This is a genomic window from Nocardia nepalensis, from assembly GCF_048910785.1.
Taxonomy (GTDB): domain Bacteria; phylum Actinomycetota; class Actinomycetes; order Mycobacteriales; family Mycobacteriaceae; genus Nocardia; species Nocardia nepalensis.
Genome location: NZ_JBKBET010000037.1, coordinates 112,407 through 128,293, shown reverse-complemented (window position 1 = coordinate 128,293; position 15,887 = coordinate 112,407). Strand labels below are relative to the sequence as shown.

Here is a 15,887-nt window from a genome sequence, read left to right as displayed (position 1 = left end):
CGGGCCATGTGACCACGCCGTTGTCTCACGAGGTATTTATCCATCGCGGGTTCCGATGGTGCGTTGCAGCAGGATGAAGGCCAGTAGCAGGACGCCGATGAAGATCTTGGTCCACCAGGAACTCAGGGTGCCTTCGAAGCTGATGATGGTCTGGATCACGCCGAGGGTCAGTACGCCGAGTACCGAGCCGAGGACGAATCCGGAGCCGCCGGTGAGCAGGGTGCCGCCGATGACGACGGCCGCGATGGCGTCGAGTTCCATGCCGACGGCGTGCAGGCTCCAGCCGGACAGGGTGTAGAGGGTGAAGAGGATGCCCGCGAGTGCCGAGCAGAAGCCGCTGATCGCGTACACGGCGACCTTGGTCCGGGCCACCGGCAGCCCCATCATGAGCGCCGACTGTTCGTTGCCGCCGATCGCGTAGGCGGTGCGACCCAGTCGGGTGTAGTGCAGGACGACGAAGGCCGCGGCGACGATCACCAGCGCGACGATCATGCCCACCGTCAGGAATACGTCCCCGCCGAGCCGGAATCGACGCTGCGCCAGATCCGTGTACACGGGGTCGGTGATCGTGATCGAATCCGTGCTGATCACATACGCCAGCCCACGCGCGAGGAACATGCCGGCCAGCGTCACGATGAACGGCTGGATCTCGAAGTAGTGGATAACCGCGCCCATCGCGGCTCCGAAGAGCGTGCCGCCGACCAGCATGAGCGGCATGACCAGCAGCGGCGGCCACCCGTGCACGGTCACCAGCCACGCCGAGACCACCGTCGACAGCGCCAGCACCGCACCGACGGACAGGTCGATGCCGCCGGTCAGGATGACGAAGGTCGTCCCGACGGCGAGGACGAGCAGAAAGGCGTTGTCTATGAACAGGTTCACGAAAACCTGCGGATAGCCGAATGCCGGGTAGCGGATCACCCCGACGCCGTAGATGACGGCGAACAGTGCCGCGGTGGCCAGCACCGGAATGTACCGGCTGCGGTGTCCGCGAATCGTGGGTCGGCGCAGCACCGGGCGGACGGCACGGGCCTGGGTCAGCACGTTCATGCACTCGCCTCCGTCGGTGTCGATGCGATGCCTGGTTGGAGTTGGCGGCGACGGCGGAAAACCTTGGCGCGGAACGCCGGTGACTGGATCAGACATACCGCGATCACCACGACCGCCTTGGAAACCAGCGTCGTCTCCGGTGGCACCCCGACGGTGTAGATCGTGGTGGTGAGGGTCTGGATCACCAATGCCCCGAGGACGGTGCCGCCGAGCTGAAATCGCCCACCGGTCAGCGCGGTACCGCCGATGACGACGGCGAGAATCGCATCGAGTTCGATCCACAGTCCGGCGTTATTGCCGTCCGCCGCAGAGACATTCGAACTGATCATCAGTCCCGCGATCGCCGCACAGCATGCGCAGACCGCGTATACGGCGACGATGAGACCACCGGCCCGTATACCGACCAGACGCGCTGCCTCGGCATTACCGCCCACCGACTCCAGCAGCAGCCCGAGCGCACTGCGCCGCAATAACACCGCGAGCCCGACGAACACCGCGGCCGCGACCAGGACCGGAACCGGCAGCCCGAGCAGATAGCCGCCACCGATGACCTTGTACGGCGAACTGTTGATCGTGATGATCTGGCCCGACGTAATCAGCTGTGCGACACCGCGTCCGGCCACCATGAGGATCAGAGTCGCCACGATCGGCTGAATCCCGAAGCGCGCCACCAGAATTCCATTCCAGAGGCCGAGCGCGACCGCCACGCCGAGCGCGATCAGCACGGCGACGGCGACGCCACCGGCATCGGCCTGATCCGGCATGGTGCTGATGTGCAGACAGGCCAGCGCGCCCGCGATCGCCACGACCGTGCCGACCGAAAGGTCGATGCCACGGGTAGCGATGACCAGCGTCATGCCGAGCGAAATCAGCACCAGTGGTGCGCCGTAGCGCAGGATATCGATGAGGCTGCCGTAGAGGTGTCCGTCCTGGATCCGAATCGAGAGGAATCCGGGCGTGAACGCGACGTTGACGATCAGCAGCGCGATGAGCGCGGCAGCGGGCCAGAACAGGTGGTTTCGGATGATCGTCATGAAACTGCTCCGCTCGCAATGGTTTCGGTGAGCCGATCCATGGTCAAAGTGGCATCGTTGACCAGTTCGGCGACCAGCCGCCGATCGCGCAGGATCGCCACCTTGTGACTCAGCCGCAGCACTTCCTCGAGTTCGGCGGAGATGAACAGCACCGACATGCCCTCCTCGGACAGCGAGATGACCAGCCGCTGGATTTCCGCCTTGGCGCCGATATCGATGCCGCGGGTCGGTTCGTCGAGGATCAGCAGTTTCGGCTCAGTGGCCAGCCAGCGGGCCAGCAGAACCTTCTGCTGGTTGCCGCCGCTGAGGAATTTCACCGGCGTATCCGGATCGGCCGGGACGATTCGCAGCGAGGTGATGTATCCGGCGACGAGTTCATCGCGTTTGCGCGCCGACAGCGGCCGAGCCCAGCCGCGCGCGGCCTGGACCGCGAGCACGATATTGTCGCGCACCGACAGGTCGAGGATCAGGCCCTGGGATTTGCGATCTTCGGGGCAGAAGGCGATCCGGTGGTCGATCGCGACACGCGGCGAGCGCAGTGCCGTCGGTATGCCCGCCACGCGGAGATTCCCGGTGGACGCGCGGTCGGCGCCGAAGAGCAGTCGCGCCACTTCGGTGCGGCCGGAGCCGAGCAGCCCGGCCAACCCGACGACTTCGCCACCGCGGACGGTGAGATCGAACGGCGCAACGGAATCGCGGCGCCCGCCGATCCCCGTTGCCTGCAGCAGCGGATCGTGGCGCGCCACCACCGCCGGATCCGGTTTCTCGTGCTCGATCTCGTCCAGTGTGCTCAGCGCCGTGCCGAGCATGTGCGCGATGAGATCCTTCTGGTCCAGCTGCGCCACCGGATACTCGCCGACCAGGGTTCCATTGCGCAGCACGGTTGCCCGGTCGCAGATTTCGAAGATCTGATCGAGGAAGTGGGTGACGAACCCGATCGCCACGCCCTCGGCGGCGAGTCTGCGCATCACCGCGAACAGCTGCTCGACCTCACCGGTGTCCAGCGATGAGGTGGGCTCGTCCAGGATGAGGACCTTCGCATCCAGGTCGACTGCTCGGGCGATGGCAATAAGCTGTTGCACCGCAAGCGAATACGAGCCGAGTTGGGCGGCCACATCGATGTTCAGACGCAGTCTGTCGAGCAGTCGGGCGGCATCGCGACGCATCGCGGCGAAGCGGATCAGACCGGCCCGCCGCGGTTCCCGTCCGATGTAGATGTTCTCCGCGACCGACAGATTCGGGCACAGATTCACTTCCTGATAGACGGTGCTCACCCCGGCCCGCAGCGCCTGCTGCGGGCCGGTGAATCGCACTGGGTGACCGTCGAGTTCGATGGTCCCGGCATCGGCGTCGTGAATTCCGGTGAGCACCTTGATGAGGGTGGATTTGCCCGCACCGTTCTCACCGACCAGTGCGTGTATCTCACCGGGGAACAGTCGCAGGCCCACCTCGGACAGTGCGGTGACCCCGGCGAAACGTTTGACGATGCCCGACATCCGAAGTGCGGGTGTGACAGTCGGTTCCGACATGCACTGCTCCGGCTCAGTATGTCCGGGTAGGCAGCGCCGCGGCGGCCTGGTCCTGGGTGTAGACGCCTTCGTCGGTGACGATCCGCTTGGGCGTCGGGCGACCCGCGACGACATCCTTGGTGATCTCCATCAGCTTCGGGCCGAGCAGCGGATTGCATTCGACCACGACGTTGATCTTGCCGTCGGCCATGGCCTGGAAGGCATCTCGGGTCCCGTCGATCGAGATGATCTTGATGTCCTTGCCCGGCTTCAGCCCGGCCTCCTCGATCGCCTGGATCGCGCCGAGGGCCATATCGTCGTTGTGTGCGTACAGCACGTTGATATCCCGGTGCGCGGCCAGGAATGCCTGCATGACCTCTTTGCCCTTGGCGCGGGTGAACTCCGCGGTCTGCGATGCGATGATCTTGAACTTCGGATCGGCGCCGATGACCTCCTGGAAACCCTTCTTCCGATCGGTCGCGGGCGCGGATCCGGTGGTGCCCTGCAACTCCGCGATATTCACGGTGTCGTTCGAGTTCTTGGTGGCGTCGACGAGCCAATTCGCCGCCCTGCGGCCCTCTTCGACGAAATCCGAGCCGAGGAAGGTCACATACAGCGAGGTGTCGGCCGAGTCGACCGCGCGGTCGGTGAGTATCACCGGAATCTTGGCGTCCTTGGCCTCCTTCAGGACGGTGTCCCATCCGGATGCGACGACGGGGGAGAAGGCGATGACATCCACGCGCTGCTGGATGAAGGTGCGGATCGCCTTGATCTGGTTTTCCTGTTTCTGTTGGGCGTCAGCGAATTTCAGCTGTATTCCGGCTGCGGAGGCGGCGTCCTGGATGGATTTCGTATTCGCGGTGCGCCAGCCGCTTTCGGCGCCTACCTGGGAGAACCCGAGTACGGTTCGGTCGCTGCCCGAGCTGCCGCAGCCGACGGCCGTTGCTGCGGTGAGGACAAGTGCGGTGGCGGTGATCAGAAGCCTCTTCAACACGATCGGGCTCTCCCTCGAATTGTGAAACGTGTTGCACCGAGGTGCGGTAGCCCTGTTAGTGTTAGCGCTAACATTCATCTAGTCAAGAGCTCTGACGGTCGTAATCTGGTGGCGACGACCGGATATCGGTTGCCGAGGTCAGCGCGGCAGTTCGGGTCGTGGTGCGGCGATCGGCCGTGTGAGCGTTAACCTGGGAGAATCGGGACGACTCGACGCTTTGGAAGGTGGGATGTGAGGGACAGGGACGGATTTGCCGCCGGGGACACCTCAACGGCGGTTCGGCTGACGGGTGCGCGACCCGCGGTCATGACCGATGTCGCCAAACTCGCCGGAGTCTCCCATCAGACCGTGTCGCGGGTGCTGAATGGCAGCGCGAACGTGCGCCCGGAGACCCGGGAGCGGGTGCTGCGCGCCGTCGAACAACTCGGCTACCGCCCCAACGCCATGGCCAGGGGGCTGGTCAGCAGGCGCTCGAATATGCTCGGCGTGGTCAGTTTCGACACCATCCTGTACGGCCCGGCGTGCACCCTGCTCGGCATCGAACGTGCCGCGCGCACAGCGGGTTACGGTGTCAGCATCTTCGCGTTGGAGACGGTGGACCGCTCCAGTGTGCTGGCGGCCGCGAACAGTCTGGCCGATCAGGGGGTTGATGGGATCATCGTCATCGCCCCGCAGATGGCCGCCGCCGCGGCACTGCACAATCTGCCCGAACGACTGCTGGCCGTCGCGGTCGAGGCCGGACAGGACAGCGGTTTGCCATCGGTCTCGGTGGATCAGGTCGAGGGAGCCCGGCTGGCTGTGCGGCATCTGCTCGACCTCGGGCATCGCACGGTATGGCAGGTCGCCGGTCCCAGTGACTGGCTGGAGGCACGCGACCGCATCGAGGGCTGGCGACGGACGCTGGAGGCGGCGGGCGCGCCGATCCCTCCGGTGATCGGCGGGGATTGGAGTGCCCGGTCCGGCTACGAAGCGGGCCTGCTGCTCGCCGCGCAGCCCGATGTGACCGCGGTATTCGCGGCCAATGACCAGATGGCGCTCGGCATGCTGCGCGCCTTCACCGAACGCGGTATCCGGGTACCCGCCGACATCTCGGTGGTCGGCTTCGACGACATTCCGGAGGCCGCCTACCTTTCACCGCCGCTCACGACCATCCGACAGGACTTCGACGAGGTGGGCCGCCGCAGTATGCAGATGTTGTTGCGGCTCTTGGAATTCGACGGCGCCACCGCCGAACCGGCATCGCCATCGGTGGTGCCGACGCTGATCACGCGCGACAGCACGGCGGCGCCGGCCCAGCGGTGAGGCCGACCATTTCGAGCGACCTGCAAGCAGTCGCTACGGAGCTCAGGCCGCCGCGCGCTTCTTGTTGTAGACGTCGAACGCCACTGCGGCCAGCAGCACCAGGCCCTTGATGACCAGCTGCCAGTCGCTGCCGACGCCGAGCATCGACATGCCGTTGTTCATCACGCCCATTACCAGTGCTCCGACTATGGCGCCGACGACCGTACCGATGCCGCCGCTTGCCGACGCGCCACCGACGAATGCCGCGGCAATGGCATCGAGCTCGAAGTTCTGTCCCGCTTTCGGAGTTGCCGCACCGAGCCTGGCCGCGAAGATGACACCGGCCAGCGCCGCGAGCACGCCCATATTCACGAAAACCCAGAACGTATTGGCCTTGGTGTTCACCCCGGACAGCTGTGCGGCCTTCTCGTTGCCGCCGACGGCATAGATCCGACGCCCGATCACCGAGCGGTTCATGACGAACGAATACAGCACGATCAATACGATCAGAATGACGCCGATAATCGGAATCCCGTTGTAGGAAGCCAATACGAAGCTGAATGCCAGGATGACCGCGCCGAGCGCCGCCAATTTCGCGATGAACAGCGACCGCGGTCCGGCAGGCAGACCATAGGAATGGCGGCGCTGGCGCACCCGCCATTGCGACCACACCAGGGCCGCCACCGCGAGCACGCCGATGAGCAAGGTCGAACCATTCAGCTCGCCGACGCGCAGCCGTATCGCGATCCCATTGAATCCGGCGAACTGGACGGCATGCAGTGGCAACCAATTCGGGAGATACCCGGCCGCGATATTCACAAAGCCCTGCGGGAACGGGCCGATCGACTGACCTTTGAGCACCAGCTGCGCCAGACCACGGAACAGCAGCATGCCGCCGAGTGTGACGATGAACGCCGGAATTTTGACGTATGCGATCCAATACCCTTGCCACGCACCGATGGCCGCGCCCATGGCGACGGCCGCCAGCACGACCACCGGCCACGGCCAATGCCACTGCACGATGGCGATACCGGTCACCGCCCCGACCAATGCGCACAGTGATCCGACCGATAGGTCGATGTGCCCGTTGATGATCACCAGCATCATCCCGATGGCCAGCACCAGGATGTAGCCGTTCTGCAGGATCACATTGGTGACATTGAGCGGCGTCAAAAGGCTGACACCATCGGAAAGCTTTGCCGTGGTGAGAATTTGGAACAGCAGCGTGATCACCACGAGCGCCACGATCATGCCGTACTGGCGCACATTGCCGCGCAGGGTGCGGCGCAGGGCCGCTAGCGCGCCGACCTGTTTCTGCTCGACGGCCCTCGCGATGACCTCGGCGGAGGTGTCGTCGCCGTCCTCCAGCTTGTCCAGCAACGTCATTCGGATACCGCCTCGGCCGCGACGGTTCCACGCGTCATCAGTTTCATGACAGCCTCCTGTGTGGCTTCGTGTTTCGGGAGTTCCCCGGTAATACGGCCCTGGCTCATCGCGTAGACGCGGTCGCACAGGCCGAGTAGTTCCGGCAGTTCCGAGGAGATGATCAGCACGCCCTTCCCGGCGGCGGCGAGCTGGTGGACGATCAGATAGATCTCGTATTTGGCGCCGACGTCGATACCGCGGGTCGGCTCGTCGAGGATCAGCAGATCGGGTTCGGTGAAGATCCACTTGCCGAGCACGACCTTCTGCTGATTCCCGCCGGAGAGGTTGCCCACCTTCTGGAATACCGTCGGCGTTTTCACCGTCAGCCGGGTACGCAGGCGCTCGGCTTCGACGATCTCGCGGTGGGTATCGATGACGGTGTGCCGGGAGACCGCTGGAAGATTGGCGAGGGTCATATTGCGCCGGATGTCCTCGTCGAGGATCAGTCCGTATTGCTTACGATCCTCCGAGACATAGGCGATCCCCGCGCCGATCGCATCTCTGACCGACGAAACTCGCAGTACCGCACCGTCTTTGCGAATCGTGCCGCGAATATTGCGGCCATAGGATCGGCCGAAAACGCTCATCGCCAATTCCGTGCGCCCGGCGCCCATCAATCCGGCGATGCCGACGATCTCACCGCGCCGCACGTTCAGTGCGGCATCACGGACGATCCGGCGATCGGCAATGGTCGGGTGGTCGACATTCCAATCGGCGATCTCGAAGAACACCTCGCCGATCTGCGGATCCGTCCGCGGCGGGAACCGGTGGTCGAGATCGCGCCCGACCATCCCCTTGATAATGCGATCCTCGGTGACCTCCGCGGCCGCCGCATCCAGGGTCTCGATGGTCCGGCCGTCGCGCAGTACGGTGATCGAATCGGCAACGGCCAAAACCTCATTGAGCTTGTGCGAGATGAGGATCGAGGTGATGCCCTGTTCGCGCAGCTGCCGCAGGAGCGCGAGCAGGCTCGCGCTGTCGGTCTCGTTGAGCGCCGCGGTCGGTTCGTCGAGGATGAGCAATCGCACCTGTTCGGACAGCGCCTTGGCGATCTCCACCAGCTGCTGTTTACCGACACCCAGAGCGGCCACCAGGGTTTCGGGATCCTCCACGAGACCGACCTGCCGCATCAGCAGCATTGCCTGTCGGTTGGTCTCGTGCCAGTCGATGGTCCAGCTGCGCAGCCGTTCATTGCCGAGAAAGATGTTCTCCGCGATGGAAAGCTGCGGCACCAGCGCCAATTCCTGGTGAATGATCGCGATACCCGCCGCCTCGCTGCCGCGAATATCCTTGAACGCCACATCGGTACCGTCCATGCGGATCTGTCCGCTGTAGGAGCCGTGCGGGTAGACGCCGCTGACCACCTTCATGAGCGTGGATTTGCCCGCGCCGTTCTCGCCTACCAGCGCGTGGATTTCGCCGTCGGCCACCGCGAAATCCACCGCGTCGAGCGCTTTCACACCCGGGAATTCCATGGTGATCCCGCGCATTTCGAGAATGTGCTTGGTCATGCTGTGTCCTTCTCTGCATGCCCGAGGGGCCCTCCGTGGTTACGCAGGCCGCCTCCTCCGGGTCCTGACTCGGCCATGCGGGGCTGCCCTTCCTGGTCGTCAGGCGAAGTCGCGCTCGGAGTAGTAGCCGGAGTCGATGAGCACCTTCCGGTAGTTGTCCTTATCGACCGAGACCGGCTGCAGCAGATACGACGGCACCTTCTTGGCGCCGTTGTCGTAGGAGGTGGTGTCATTGGTTTCCGGTGTGCCGCTGGTCAAGATCGCATTGACCATCTGCACGGCGCGTTTGGCGAGGTCGCGGGTGTCCTTGAACACGGTCATGGTCTGCTCGCCCGCGATGATCGACTTCACCGACGCCTTCTCGGCATCCTGGCCGGTGACGACCGGCATCTTCTTATCGCCCCGGCCATAGCCGACCGCCTTGAGGGCCGAAACGATGCCGATGCTGAGGCCGTCGTAGGGGGACAGCACGGCATCGAGATTCGTGGTGGAGTAGTTGGCGCTGAGCAGGTTCTCCATCCGGGACTGGGCCGTGGCGCCGTCCCAGCGCAGGGTGGTCACCTGATCGACGGCGGTCTGTCCGGAGCGGACCACCAGCTTGCCGGAGTCGAGATAGGGCCGGATCACCGACATGGCGCCGTTGAAGAAGTAATAGGTGTTGTTGTCATCGGGGGAACCGGCGAACAATTCGATCGAGAACGGACCCTTGCCATCCCGCAGGCCGAGCCGGTCCACGATGTAATTCGCCTCCAGCACACCGACTTTGAAGTTGTCGAAGGTCGCGTAGTAGTCCACGTTCGTGGTGTCGCGGATGAGCCGGTCGTAGGCGATCACCGCGATCTTGTTCGTCTTGGCCTGCTGAAGTACGCCGGTGAGCGATTTGTTGTCGATCGCCGCGATCACCAGGGCTTTGACGCCACGGGTGATCATGTTCTCGATCTGCGAGACCTGCGTCTCGATGACGTCCTCGGCGTATTGCAGATCGGTGTCGTAGCCGAGGTCCTTGAATTGCTTGACGATATTGTTGCCGTCCGCGACCCAGCGTTCGGAGGATTTCGTCGGCATGGCAATGCCGATCATGCCGCGGGCCGCGGACGAATTCCCGCTGTCCTCAACGGAACACGCGGCGGCGGCCAACAGCGCGGCGACACCGGCGGCGCCGGCGAAGAGTCCGCGTCGGTTGATGGTGGGCATGGCACAACTCCTTGACTAGACCTGGACGAACTCGATGCCGGCGAGCTGGCAGAAGACCTGCCAGTCGGCGGCGTGGTGGCCGATATTCATGACCTGGTGGTGCGGGCCGCCGGCGGTGAGCCAGCCATCCATGCAGGCACGCAGGCCGCTCGCGGGCCGGAACTGCCCGTAGGGCATCTCCAGTGCGGGCAGTTCCCGGCTGTCCAGCACCGTGCCCTCGGCCACCACCAGCCGGAACTTTTCGCCGCCGAGCGACACCAGACAGGCCAGCGTCGCTGGCCCCGGCCGGTAGCGGAACAGGAAGGTCGGCGGCTCGTCGAGCTTGCCGATGCCGAGCTCGCGCCGGATCAGCCGGACCGGCTCATCGGTGCGGGCGATCCGCCAATTCCCTTCGCCCATATGGCTCATCAGGATCGAGTCGGAGGGGAAGTCCATCGCATACATCTCGGTGAAATGGCCGTCGCCGATCAGCTGATGTCCCGCGTAGACCATGGCGGCGGCCATCGCATCGCCCTCGGCGCCGTAGCCGTACCCCTTGGCCATCAGACTCGATGCCGCGGCCAGCGGCAGCCGCCGGAACCGGCCGTCCTCGCCGATCGCGTCGAAATGCGTCGAGTACGCACCATAGCCACGGTCGATGAGAATGCGTTCGATGGCGATCTGCATCCGGGCGTGGTCTTCGCGTTCCGCACCGGTCAGTGCTGGATCGATCACGAATTCCCGGTCTTCCCAAGCCAACAGCGCCGCGACGTCGTCATCGGTGACCGCTTGGCTGCCACGGTAGAGGTCGCCGGGTGCGACGAAGCTGATCTCCGGACCGAGCGCGCGCAGCAGCGCGTTCTCGTCGACGCGGATATCGCCCATATCGTTCATGGCGTAGCCGAATACGCCGACCTTGAGCGACCGCCATGCGGTGATCGCACGCGCGGCCCGCGCCCAACGATCAACGCGCACAGCGAATTCCGGTGCACGCCAATCGTCGGTCAGCACTGTGAACGGACGGTCGGCGCGGACCATCGCGTTAGCGGTGTCCTGAGCGCCGTGGATGCCCTGGTTGTAGGTCATATCCGCCATATCCCAGGCCGGGGTGACGGACGGTTCGGGCTGAATATTGGCCAGTAGCACCGGAAGTCGGTTCTCGTTGAACAATCGGGCCACCCGCATCGCCGGGCCATAGGTGAGCATCACCACCATGACGCCGTCGAGATCGGCATTGACGAATTTTCGCATCACCGCCTCGGCGTCACGCCGGTTCTTGACAGGGCGTCCGATGGTCCAATCGGCGAGATCGGCGAGTTGTTCGGCGATCTCGTGGGCGTAGCTGTCCTGGCGCTCGGCGATGCCCGGGATCATCTCGTCGTAGAGCGCCTGCATGATGCCGAGTAGGCCGATGCGTGGTTTCTGGTTCATCGAGGACGTACTCCTTTGTCGGCGGCCGGAATTCAGTGCTGGCCGTACACGTTCTGGTAGCGGTCGTGCAGGCTGTCCACATCGGCCTGCGCGATGGGGACCGGTTCACCGAGCTGGCGCGCGATATGCACGGTGCGAGCCACGTCCTCACACATGACGGCGGCCTTGACCGCGGCGCGGGCGTCGCGCCCGACCGCGAAGACGCCGTGATTGCGCATCAGGACGGCGGGGGAGCGGTGGCCCGACAGCGTCGCGACCACACCCCGGCCGATATCGTCGTTGCCGATGAGCGCGAAGGGGCCGACCGGAATTTCGCCGCCGAACTCATCGGCCATGGCGGTCAGCGCACACGGAATCGGTTCCGCGCGTGCGGCCCACGCGCTCGCGTAGGTCGAATGGGTATGCACCACGCCGCCCACCTCGGGCATCGCCCGGTAGATATAGGCGTGTGCGGCGGTATCGCTGGACGGCGACAGATCGCCCTCGACCAGCCTGCCGTCGAAATCGCAGACCACCATCGAGTTCGGGGTGAGTTCGTCGTAGGACACCCCGCTCGGCTTGATGACCAGCAACTGCTCGCCGGGTACCCGGGCGGAGACGTTGCCCGCGGTCCACACCACCAGACCCCAGCGCAACAGTTCTCGATGCAGATCGACGAGCTGCTTGCGCAGGTCGGTAATGACGGCCGCGACCGTTGGCTCGGCTGTGCCTACTGTTCGCTCGCTCATGCGGTGGCAACTTCCCTTCGGGCGTCATTACGGATGCGTCGCAGCCGGTGCAACACCTCGGTGCCGCCGCGGCCGAAATGGTCGTGTAGGGCTTGGTATTCGGCGTAGATGGCGTCGTAGGCGGCGGCGCGGGCGGGATCGGGGAGATAGGCGTTGCGGTGCACCCGGCCCATCGCCTTGGCGGCGGCACGGACGTCCGGGTAGGCCCCGGCGGCGACCGCGGCGTGGATGGCCGCGCCGAGCGCCGGGCCCTGATCCGAGCCGATGATCGACAGCGGTAGCCGCGTCACATCGGCATAGATCTGCATCAGCAACGAGTTCTTCAGCAGGCCACCGGCAATCACGAGTTCGCGAACGGGAACGCCTGCGGTATCGAAGGATTCGATGATGGTGCGGGTGCCGAAGGCGGTGGCCTCCAGCAATGCGCGATAGATGTCCTCGGGTTTGGTCGCGAGGGTGAGGCCGACCAGGATCCCGGACAGATCGTGGTCGACGAGCACCGAGCGGTTTCCGCTGTGCCAGTCCAGCGCGACCAGGCCGTGTTCGCCGACCCGCTGCCGCTGCGCCAGCTCACTCAGATAAGCGTGGGCGTCCATGCCGCGCGCAGCGGCCTCGGTGTGATAGCGCCCCGGCAGCGACGAGTCGACGAACCACGCGAAGATATCGCCGACCCCACTCTGCCCGGCCTCGTATCCCCAACTGCCACTGATGATTCCGCCATCCACTACTCCGCACATCCCCGGCACCTCTGCGAGGTGATCGCTGTTCATGACATGGCAGGTGGAGGTGCCCATCACCGCGAGCAATTGCCCGTTGTCGACGGCCTGCGCGGCCGGTGCGGTGACGTGCGCGTCGACATTTCCGACCGCCACCGCGATCCCGGCCCGCAGCCCCGTCCAACCCGCTGCCCGCGCGGTCAGGCCGCCGGCACGACCACCGAGCGGGGACAGCGGGTGGACCAGCTTGCCGACGGCGAAATCGGCGAAGTCCGGATCGAGTGCGGCGAGATAGTCGCCGCTCGGCCAACCTCCGTCCTGGTGAATTCCCTTGTAACCAGCGGTACAGACGTTTCGTGTCTCCTGACCGCACAGCTGCCAGACAATCCAGTCGGCCGCCTCGATGAAACGCTCGGTCCGGGCATAGATCCCCGGATCCTCTTCCAACATCTGCAGCGCCTTGGCGAACTGCCATTCCGCCGAGATCTTGCCGCCATATCGGTTGATCCACGGCTCACCCCGCTCATGGGCAAGGGCATTGATCCGATCCGCCTGCGGTTGTGCCGCATGGTGTTTCCACAACTTCGGATAGGCATGCGGTCGCCCCGTGAACTCCGGCACCCGACACAGCGGTGTTCCGTCGGCAAGCGTGGGCAGCACCGTACACGCCGTGAAATCCGTAGCAATCCCGATCACATCGGCCGGGTCGACCCCCGATTCGACCAGCGCCGCAGGCACCGCCGTCCGCAGCACATCGAGATAGTCCTCAGGATCCTGCAGCGCCCAATCCGGAGGCAGCTCGACGCCACTCACCGGCAGCTTCCGATCGATGACCCCGTGCCGGTATTCGCTTACCGCACTAGCGAACTCGGCCCCATCGCGCACCCTGACAACAACTGCCCGCCCGGACAACGTGCCGAAGTCGACACCCACCACATACGTGTCCGCCACTGTGACGCTCCTAACAATGTTAACGCGAACATTGTTAGCGCGAACATTTGCTCCGTGTCAAGGACTCGCCCGTTTGGTACGTTGTGATCGCTCACCTTCGAGGCGTGGCCGAGCGCGGAGTGTCGCACGGGCAAGTTGCTCATGCTCGGCTACGTCGTCGTGATCGGACTGCCCTCGGCCGTCGTCGGATCAAGCCGGATGCCACGCGGTGCTGCCGAGGTCGGAAACTCCGAATTCCGGCCGATCCTGACCGCCGATGTGGGACCGTTATCGGCGGTCCGCGGTCGCCGGTCGCGGCATGGCGCCGACGGCAAGCCGGCGGCATGGCGCCGACGGCAAGCCCTTGCCCACCGCTTCGACCGGCAACCCGAATGGCAGTGTTGCCGAGATACCGGCTGCTCGCGCGGCGCGTGAGTTGCCGATGATCGGTCGCGGAAAACCCCGATGGCCGAACAGGTTTCGGCCGAAAGTACGGGTGTGCGGACTAACGCGCGGCGGCCGCGGGAACGGCGGCGCGATGCTGTGCACCCACCTGCGGGTACGTCGGATACTCGATGCCCGAGATGTACTGCACCGTCCGCACCACCTGGCACGAATAGCCGAATTCGTTGTCGTACCAGAGGTAGAGGATCGCGGTGTCGCCGTCGACGATGGTGGCGTTGGCGTCGACGATGGATGCCGCGCGGGATCCGATGAAATCGCTGGAGACCACATCGGTGGCCGCGGTGTAGTCGAGGTTGCGGCTCAACGGTCCGGACAGCGATACCTGGCGCAGGTACTCGAGCACTTCGCTCTTCGTGACCTCCTGCTGGAGCTGCAGGTTGAGGATCGCGACCGAGACATCCGGCGTGGGAACGCGAATCGAGCTGCCGGTGATCTTGGCCTTGAAGTCCGGCATCGCCTTCGCCACGGCGGACTGGGCGCCGGTTTCGGTGAGTACGAGGTTGAACGGCGCGGAGCGGCCGCGGCGGTCGGCCTTGTGGAAGTTGTCCAGCAGGTTCTGGTCGTTGGTGAACGAATGCACCGTCTCCACGTGACCGCGGACGATGCCGTACTCGTCATCCATCGCCTTGAGCGGCGGCACGATCGCGTTGGTCGTGCACGAAGCGCACGAGTAGATCTGCTCGGAGAGATCGAGGTCGCGGTGGTTGACGCCGTGCACGATATTCGGAACGTCGCCCTTGCCGGGCGCGGTGAGCACGACCTTCGCGATGCCGGGACGCAGGTGCTGCGACAGGCCCGTACGGTCACGCCACTTGCCGGTGTTGTCGATCAGGATCGCCTCGTTGATCCCGTACTCGGTGTAGTCGATGGTCGTCGGATCATCGCTGTAGATGAACTTGATGACGTTGCCGTTCGCGATGATGGTGTCGTTCTCGGCGTCGACCTTGATCGTTCCGTTGAACTGTCCGTGCACCGAATCCCGCCGCAGCAGCGACGCCCGCTTGGCCAGATCACCCTCGCCGCCCTTGCGCACCACCACGGCCCGCAGGTTCAGCCCGTTGCCGGACCCGACCTTCTCGATGAGCAGGCGAGTGACCAGACGACCGATCCGACCGAAGCCGTACAGGACCACGTCCCGGGGCCCCTGCGGCTCGGCCTTGTTGCCATCGGTGACATCGGCCAGCACCGCGGCGGTGAACTCGGGGATCGACAGTCCGCGATCGTCGGCGCGATACGCCATCACCAACCGGCCGAGGTCGATCTTGCAGGCCCCCAGATCCAGCCCACTGAGCACTTCGAGGAACGGCAGCGTCTCCTCGACCGACAGCTCCTCACCCTCGATCTGCCGCGCGAACCGATGCGTCCGCAGAATGCTGATCACCGACTTGTTCACCAGCGACCGGCTGTGCAGAAGGATGGTCACCCCCTTCTCGCGATACAGCCTGCCAATGATCGGAATCATCGCCTCCGCCGAAGCCTCGTGAGCGTTCCAGCGGTCAAGATGGTCGTTAATCAACACAAGTCCTCGGGGTTTCCTCGATCTGTACGACGATCGATGCTATCCAGGGCGCCGCTATCACACGCCCCCGCTACCCCCCTGTGAGGTCGAGTCACTGACGCGGAAGACTTTTGGCGAGGTTG

12 protein-coding genes are annotated in these 15,887 nt (G+C 64.8%); 1 reads left to right on the top strand and 11 read right to left on the bottom strand.

Translation table 11 applies throughout. The features are described from left to right. Window positions 1-36 precede the first annotated feature (36 nt). Genes yjfF through ACHQ4I_RS32215 form a run of 4 tightly spaced genes read right to left on the bottom strand, consistent with a single transcriptional unit; the run spans window position 37 to window position 4,586 of the window. Window positions 37-1,050: a galactofuranose ABC transporter, permease protein YjfF gene (yjfF, locus tag ACHQ4I_RS32230; protein ID WP_420775651.1), complete on the bottom strand. Its 1,014-nt coding sequence runs from the start codon at window positions 1,048-1,050 to the stop codon at window positions 37-39. Further along, a complete protein-coding gene (locus tag ACHQ4I_RS32225) occupies window positions 1,047-2,084 on the bottom strand; it encodes an ABC transporter permease (protein WP_420775650.1) in 1,038 nt (345 codons plus the stop codon). The genes yjfF and ACHQ4I_RS32225 overlap by 4 nt, the downstream gene beginning before the upstream one ends. Then, the gene (locus tag ACHQ4I_RS32220) at window positions 2,081-3,613 is read right to left on the bottom strand and encodes a sugar ABC transporter ATP-binding protein (RefSeq protein WP_420775649.1); all 1,533 of its coding nucleotides are present in this window, start codon (window positions 3,611-3,613) and stop codon (window positions 2,081-2,083) included. The genes ACHQ4I_RS32225 and ACHQ4I_RS32220 overlap by 4 nt, the downstream gene beginning before the upstream one ends. Window positions 3,614-3,626: 13 nt before the next feature. Next, the gene (locus ACHQ4I_RS32215; protein WP_420775648.1) at window positions 3,627-4,586 is read right to left on the bottom strand and encodes an ABC transporter substrate-binding protein; all 960 of its coding nucleotides are present in this window, start codon (window positions 4,584-4,586) and stop codon (window positions 3,627-3,629) included. Between the two features lie 231 nt (window positions 4,587-4,817). Between ACHQ4I_RS32215 and ACHQ4I_RS32210 the strand changes: the two genes are divergently transcribed. After that, window positions 4,818-5,888 carry a LacI family DNA-binding transcriptional regulator gene (locus tag ACHQ4I_RS32210; RefSeq protein ID WP_420775647.1) on the top strand — a complete coding sequence of 357 codons (1,071 nt, stop codon included), beginning with the start codon at window positions 4,818-4,820 and terminating at the stop codon, window positions 5,886-5,888. Window positions 5,889-5,930: 42 nt separating this feature from the next. On the opposite strand, the gene mmsB is transcribed toward ACHQ4I_RS32210, so the two are convergent. The 7 genes from mmsB to ACHQ4I_RS32175 all read right to left on the bottom strand — a co-directional run bounded on the left by mmsB (window position 5,931) and on the right by ACHQ4I_RS32175 (window position 15,762). Further along, window positions 5,931-7,253, bottom strand: a complete 1,323-nt coding sequence (mmsB, locus tag ACHQ4I_RS32205; RefSeq protein ID WP_420775646.1) for a multiple monosaccharide ABC transporter permease — start codon at window positions 7,251-7,253, stop codon at window positions 5,931-5,933. Continuing rightward, a complete protein-coding gene (gene mmsA, locus ACHQ4I_RS32200) occupies window positions 7,250-8,803 on the bottom strand; it encodes a multiple monosaccharide ABC transporter ATP-binding protein (protein ID WP_420775645.1) in 1,554 nt (517 codons plus the stop codon). Before mmsA ends, mmsB begins: the two co-directional genes overlap by 4 nt. 99 nt (window positions 8,804-8,902) lie before the next feature. After that, entirely contained in the window at window positions 8,903-9,997 is a 1,095-nt protein-coding gene (gene chvE / locus ACHQ4I_RS32195) for a multiple monosaccharide ABC transporter substrate-binding protein (protein WP_420775644.1), read from the bottom strand. Between the two features lie 15 nt (window positions 9,998-10,012). Further along, entirely contained in the window at window positions 10,013-11,407 is a 1,395-nt protein-coding gene (locus ACHQ4I_RS32190; protein WP_420775643.1) for an L-fucose/L-arabinose isomerase family protein, read from the bottom strand. Window positions 11,408-11,439: 32 nt separating this feature from the next. After that, complete coding sequence (locus ACHQ4I_RS32185; protein WP_420775642.1) at window positions 11,440-12,135, bottom strand: L-ribulose-5-phosphate 4-epimerase; 696 nt, start codon at window positions 12,133-12,135, stop codon at window positions 11,440-11,442. After that, window positions 12,132-13,802, bottom strand: a complete 1,671-nt coding sequence (araB, locus tag ACHQ4I_RS32180) for a ribulokinase (RefSeq protein WP_420775641.1) — start codon at window positions 13,800-13,802, stop codon at window positions 12,132-12,134. The genes ACHQ4I_RS32185 and araB overlap by 4 nt, the downstream gene beginning before the upstream one ends. A gap of 484 nt (window positions 13,803-14,286) precedes the next feature. After that, on the bottom strand, window positions 14,287-15,762 hold the full coding sequence (locus ACHQ4I_RS32175) for a glyceraldehyde-3-phosphate dehydrogenase (protein ID WP_420775640.1): 1,476 nt from the start codon (window positions 15,760-15,762) through the stop codon (window positions 14,287-14,289). Window positions 15,763-15,887 lie beyond the last annotated feature (125 nt).

Coding starts and splice junctions, on each gene's coding strand:
- ACHQ4I_RS32220 (WP_420775649.1), bottom strand. CDS start 3,613: ATGTCGGAACCGACTGTCACACCCGCACTTCGGATGTCGGGCATCGTC.
- yjfF (WP_420775651.1), bottom strand. CDS start 1,050: ATGAACGTGCTGACCCAGGCCCGTGCCGTCCGCCCGGTGCTGCGCCGA.
- ACHQ4I_RS32190 (WP_420775643.1), bottom strand. CDS start 11,407: ATGAACCAGAAACCACGCATCGGCCTACTCGGCATCATGCAGGCGCTC.
- chvE (WP_420775644.1), bottom strand. CDS start 9,997: ATGCCCACCATCAACCGACGCGGACTCTTCGCCGGCGCCGCCGGTGTC.
- mmsA (WP_420775645.1), bottom strand. CDS start 8,803: ATGACCAAGCACATTCTCGAAATGCGCGGGATCACCATGGAATTCCCG.
- mmsB (WP_420775646.1), bottom strand. CDS start 7,253: ATGACGTTGCTGGACAAGCTGGAGGACGGCGACGACACCTCCGCCGAG.
- ACHQ4I_RS32185 (WP_420775642.1), bottom strand. CDS start 12,135: ATGAGCGAGCGAACAGTAGGCACAGCCGAGCCAACGGTCGCGGCCGTC.
- ACHQ4I_RS32225 (WP_420775650.1), bottom strand. CDS start 2,084: ATGACGATCATCCGAAACCACCTGTTCTGGCCCGCTGCCGCGCTCATC.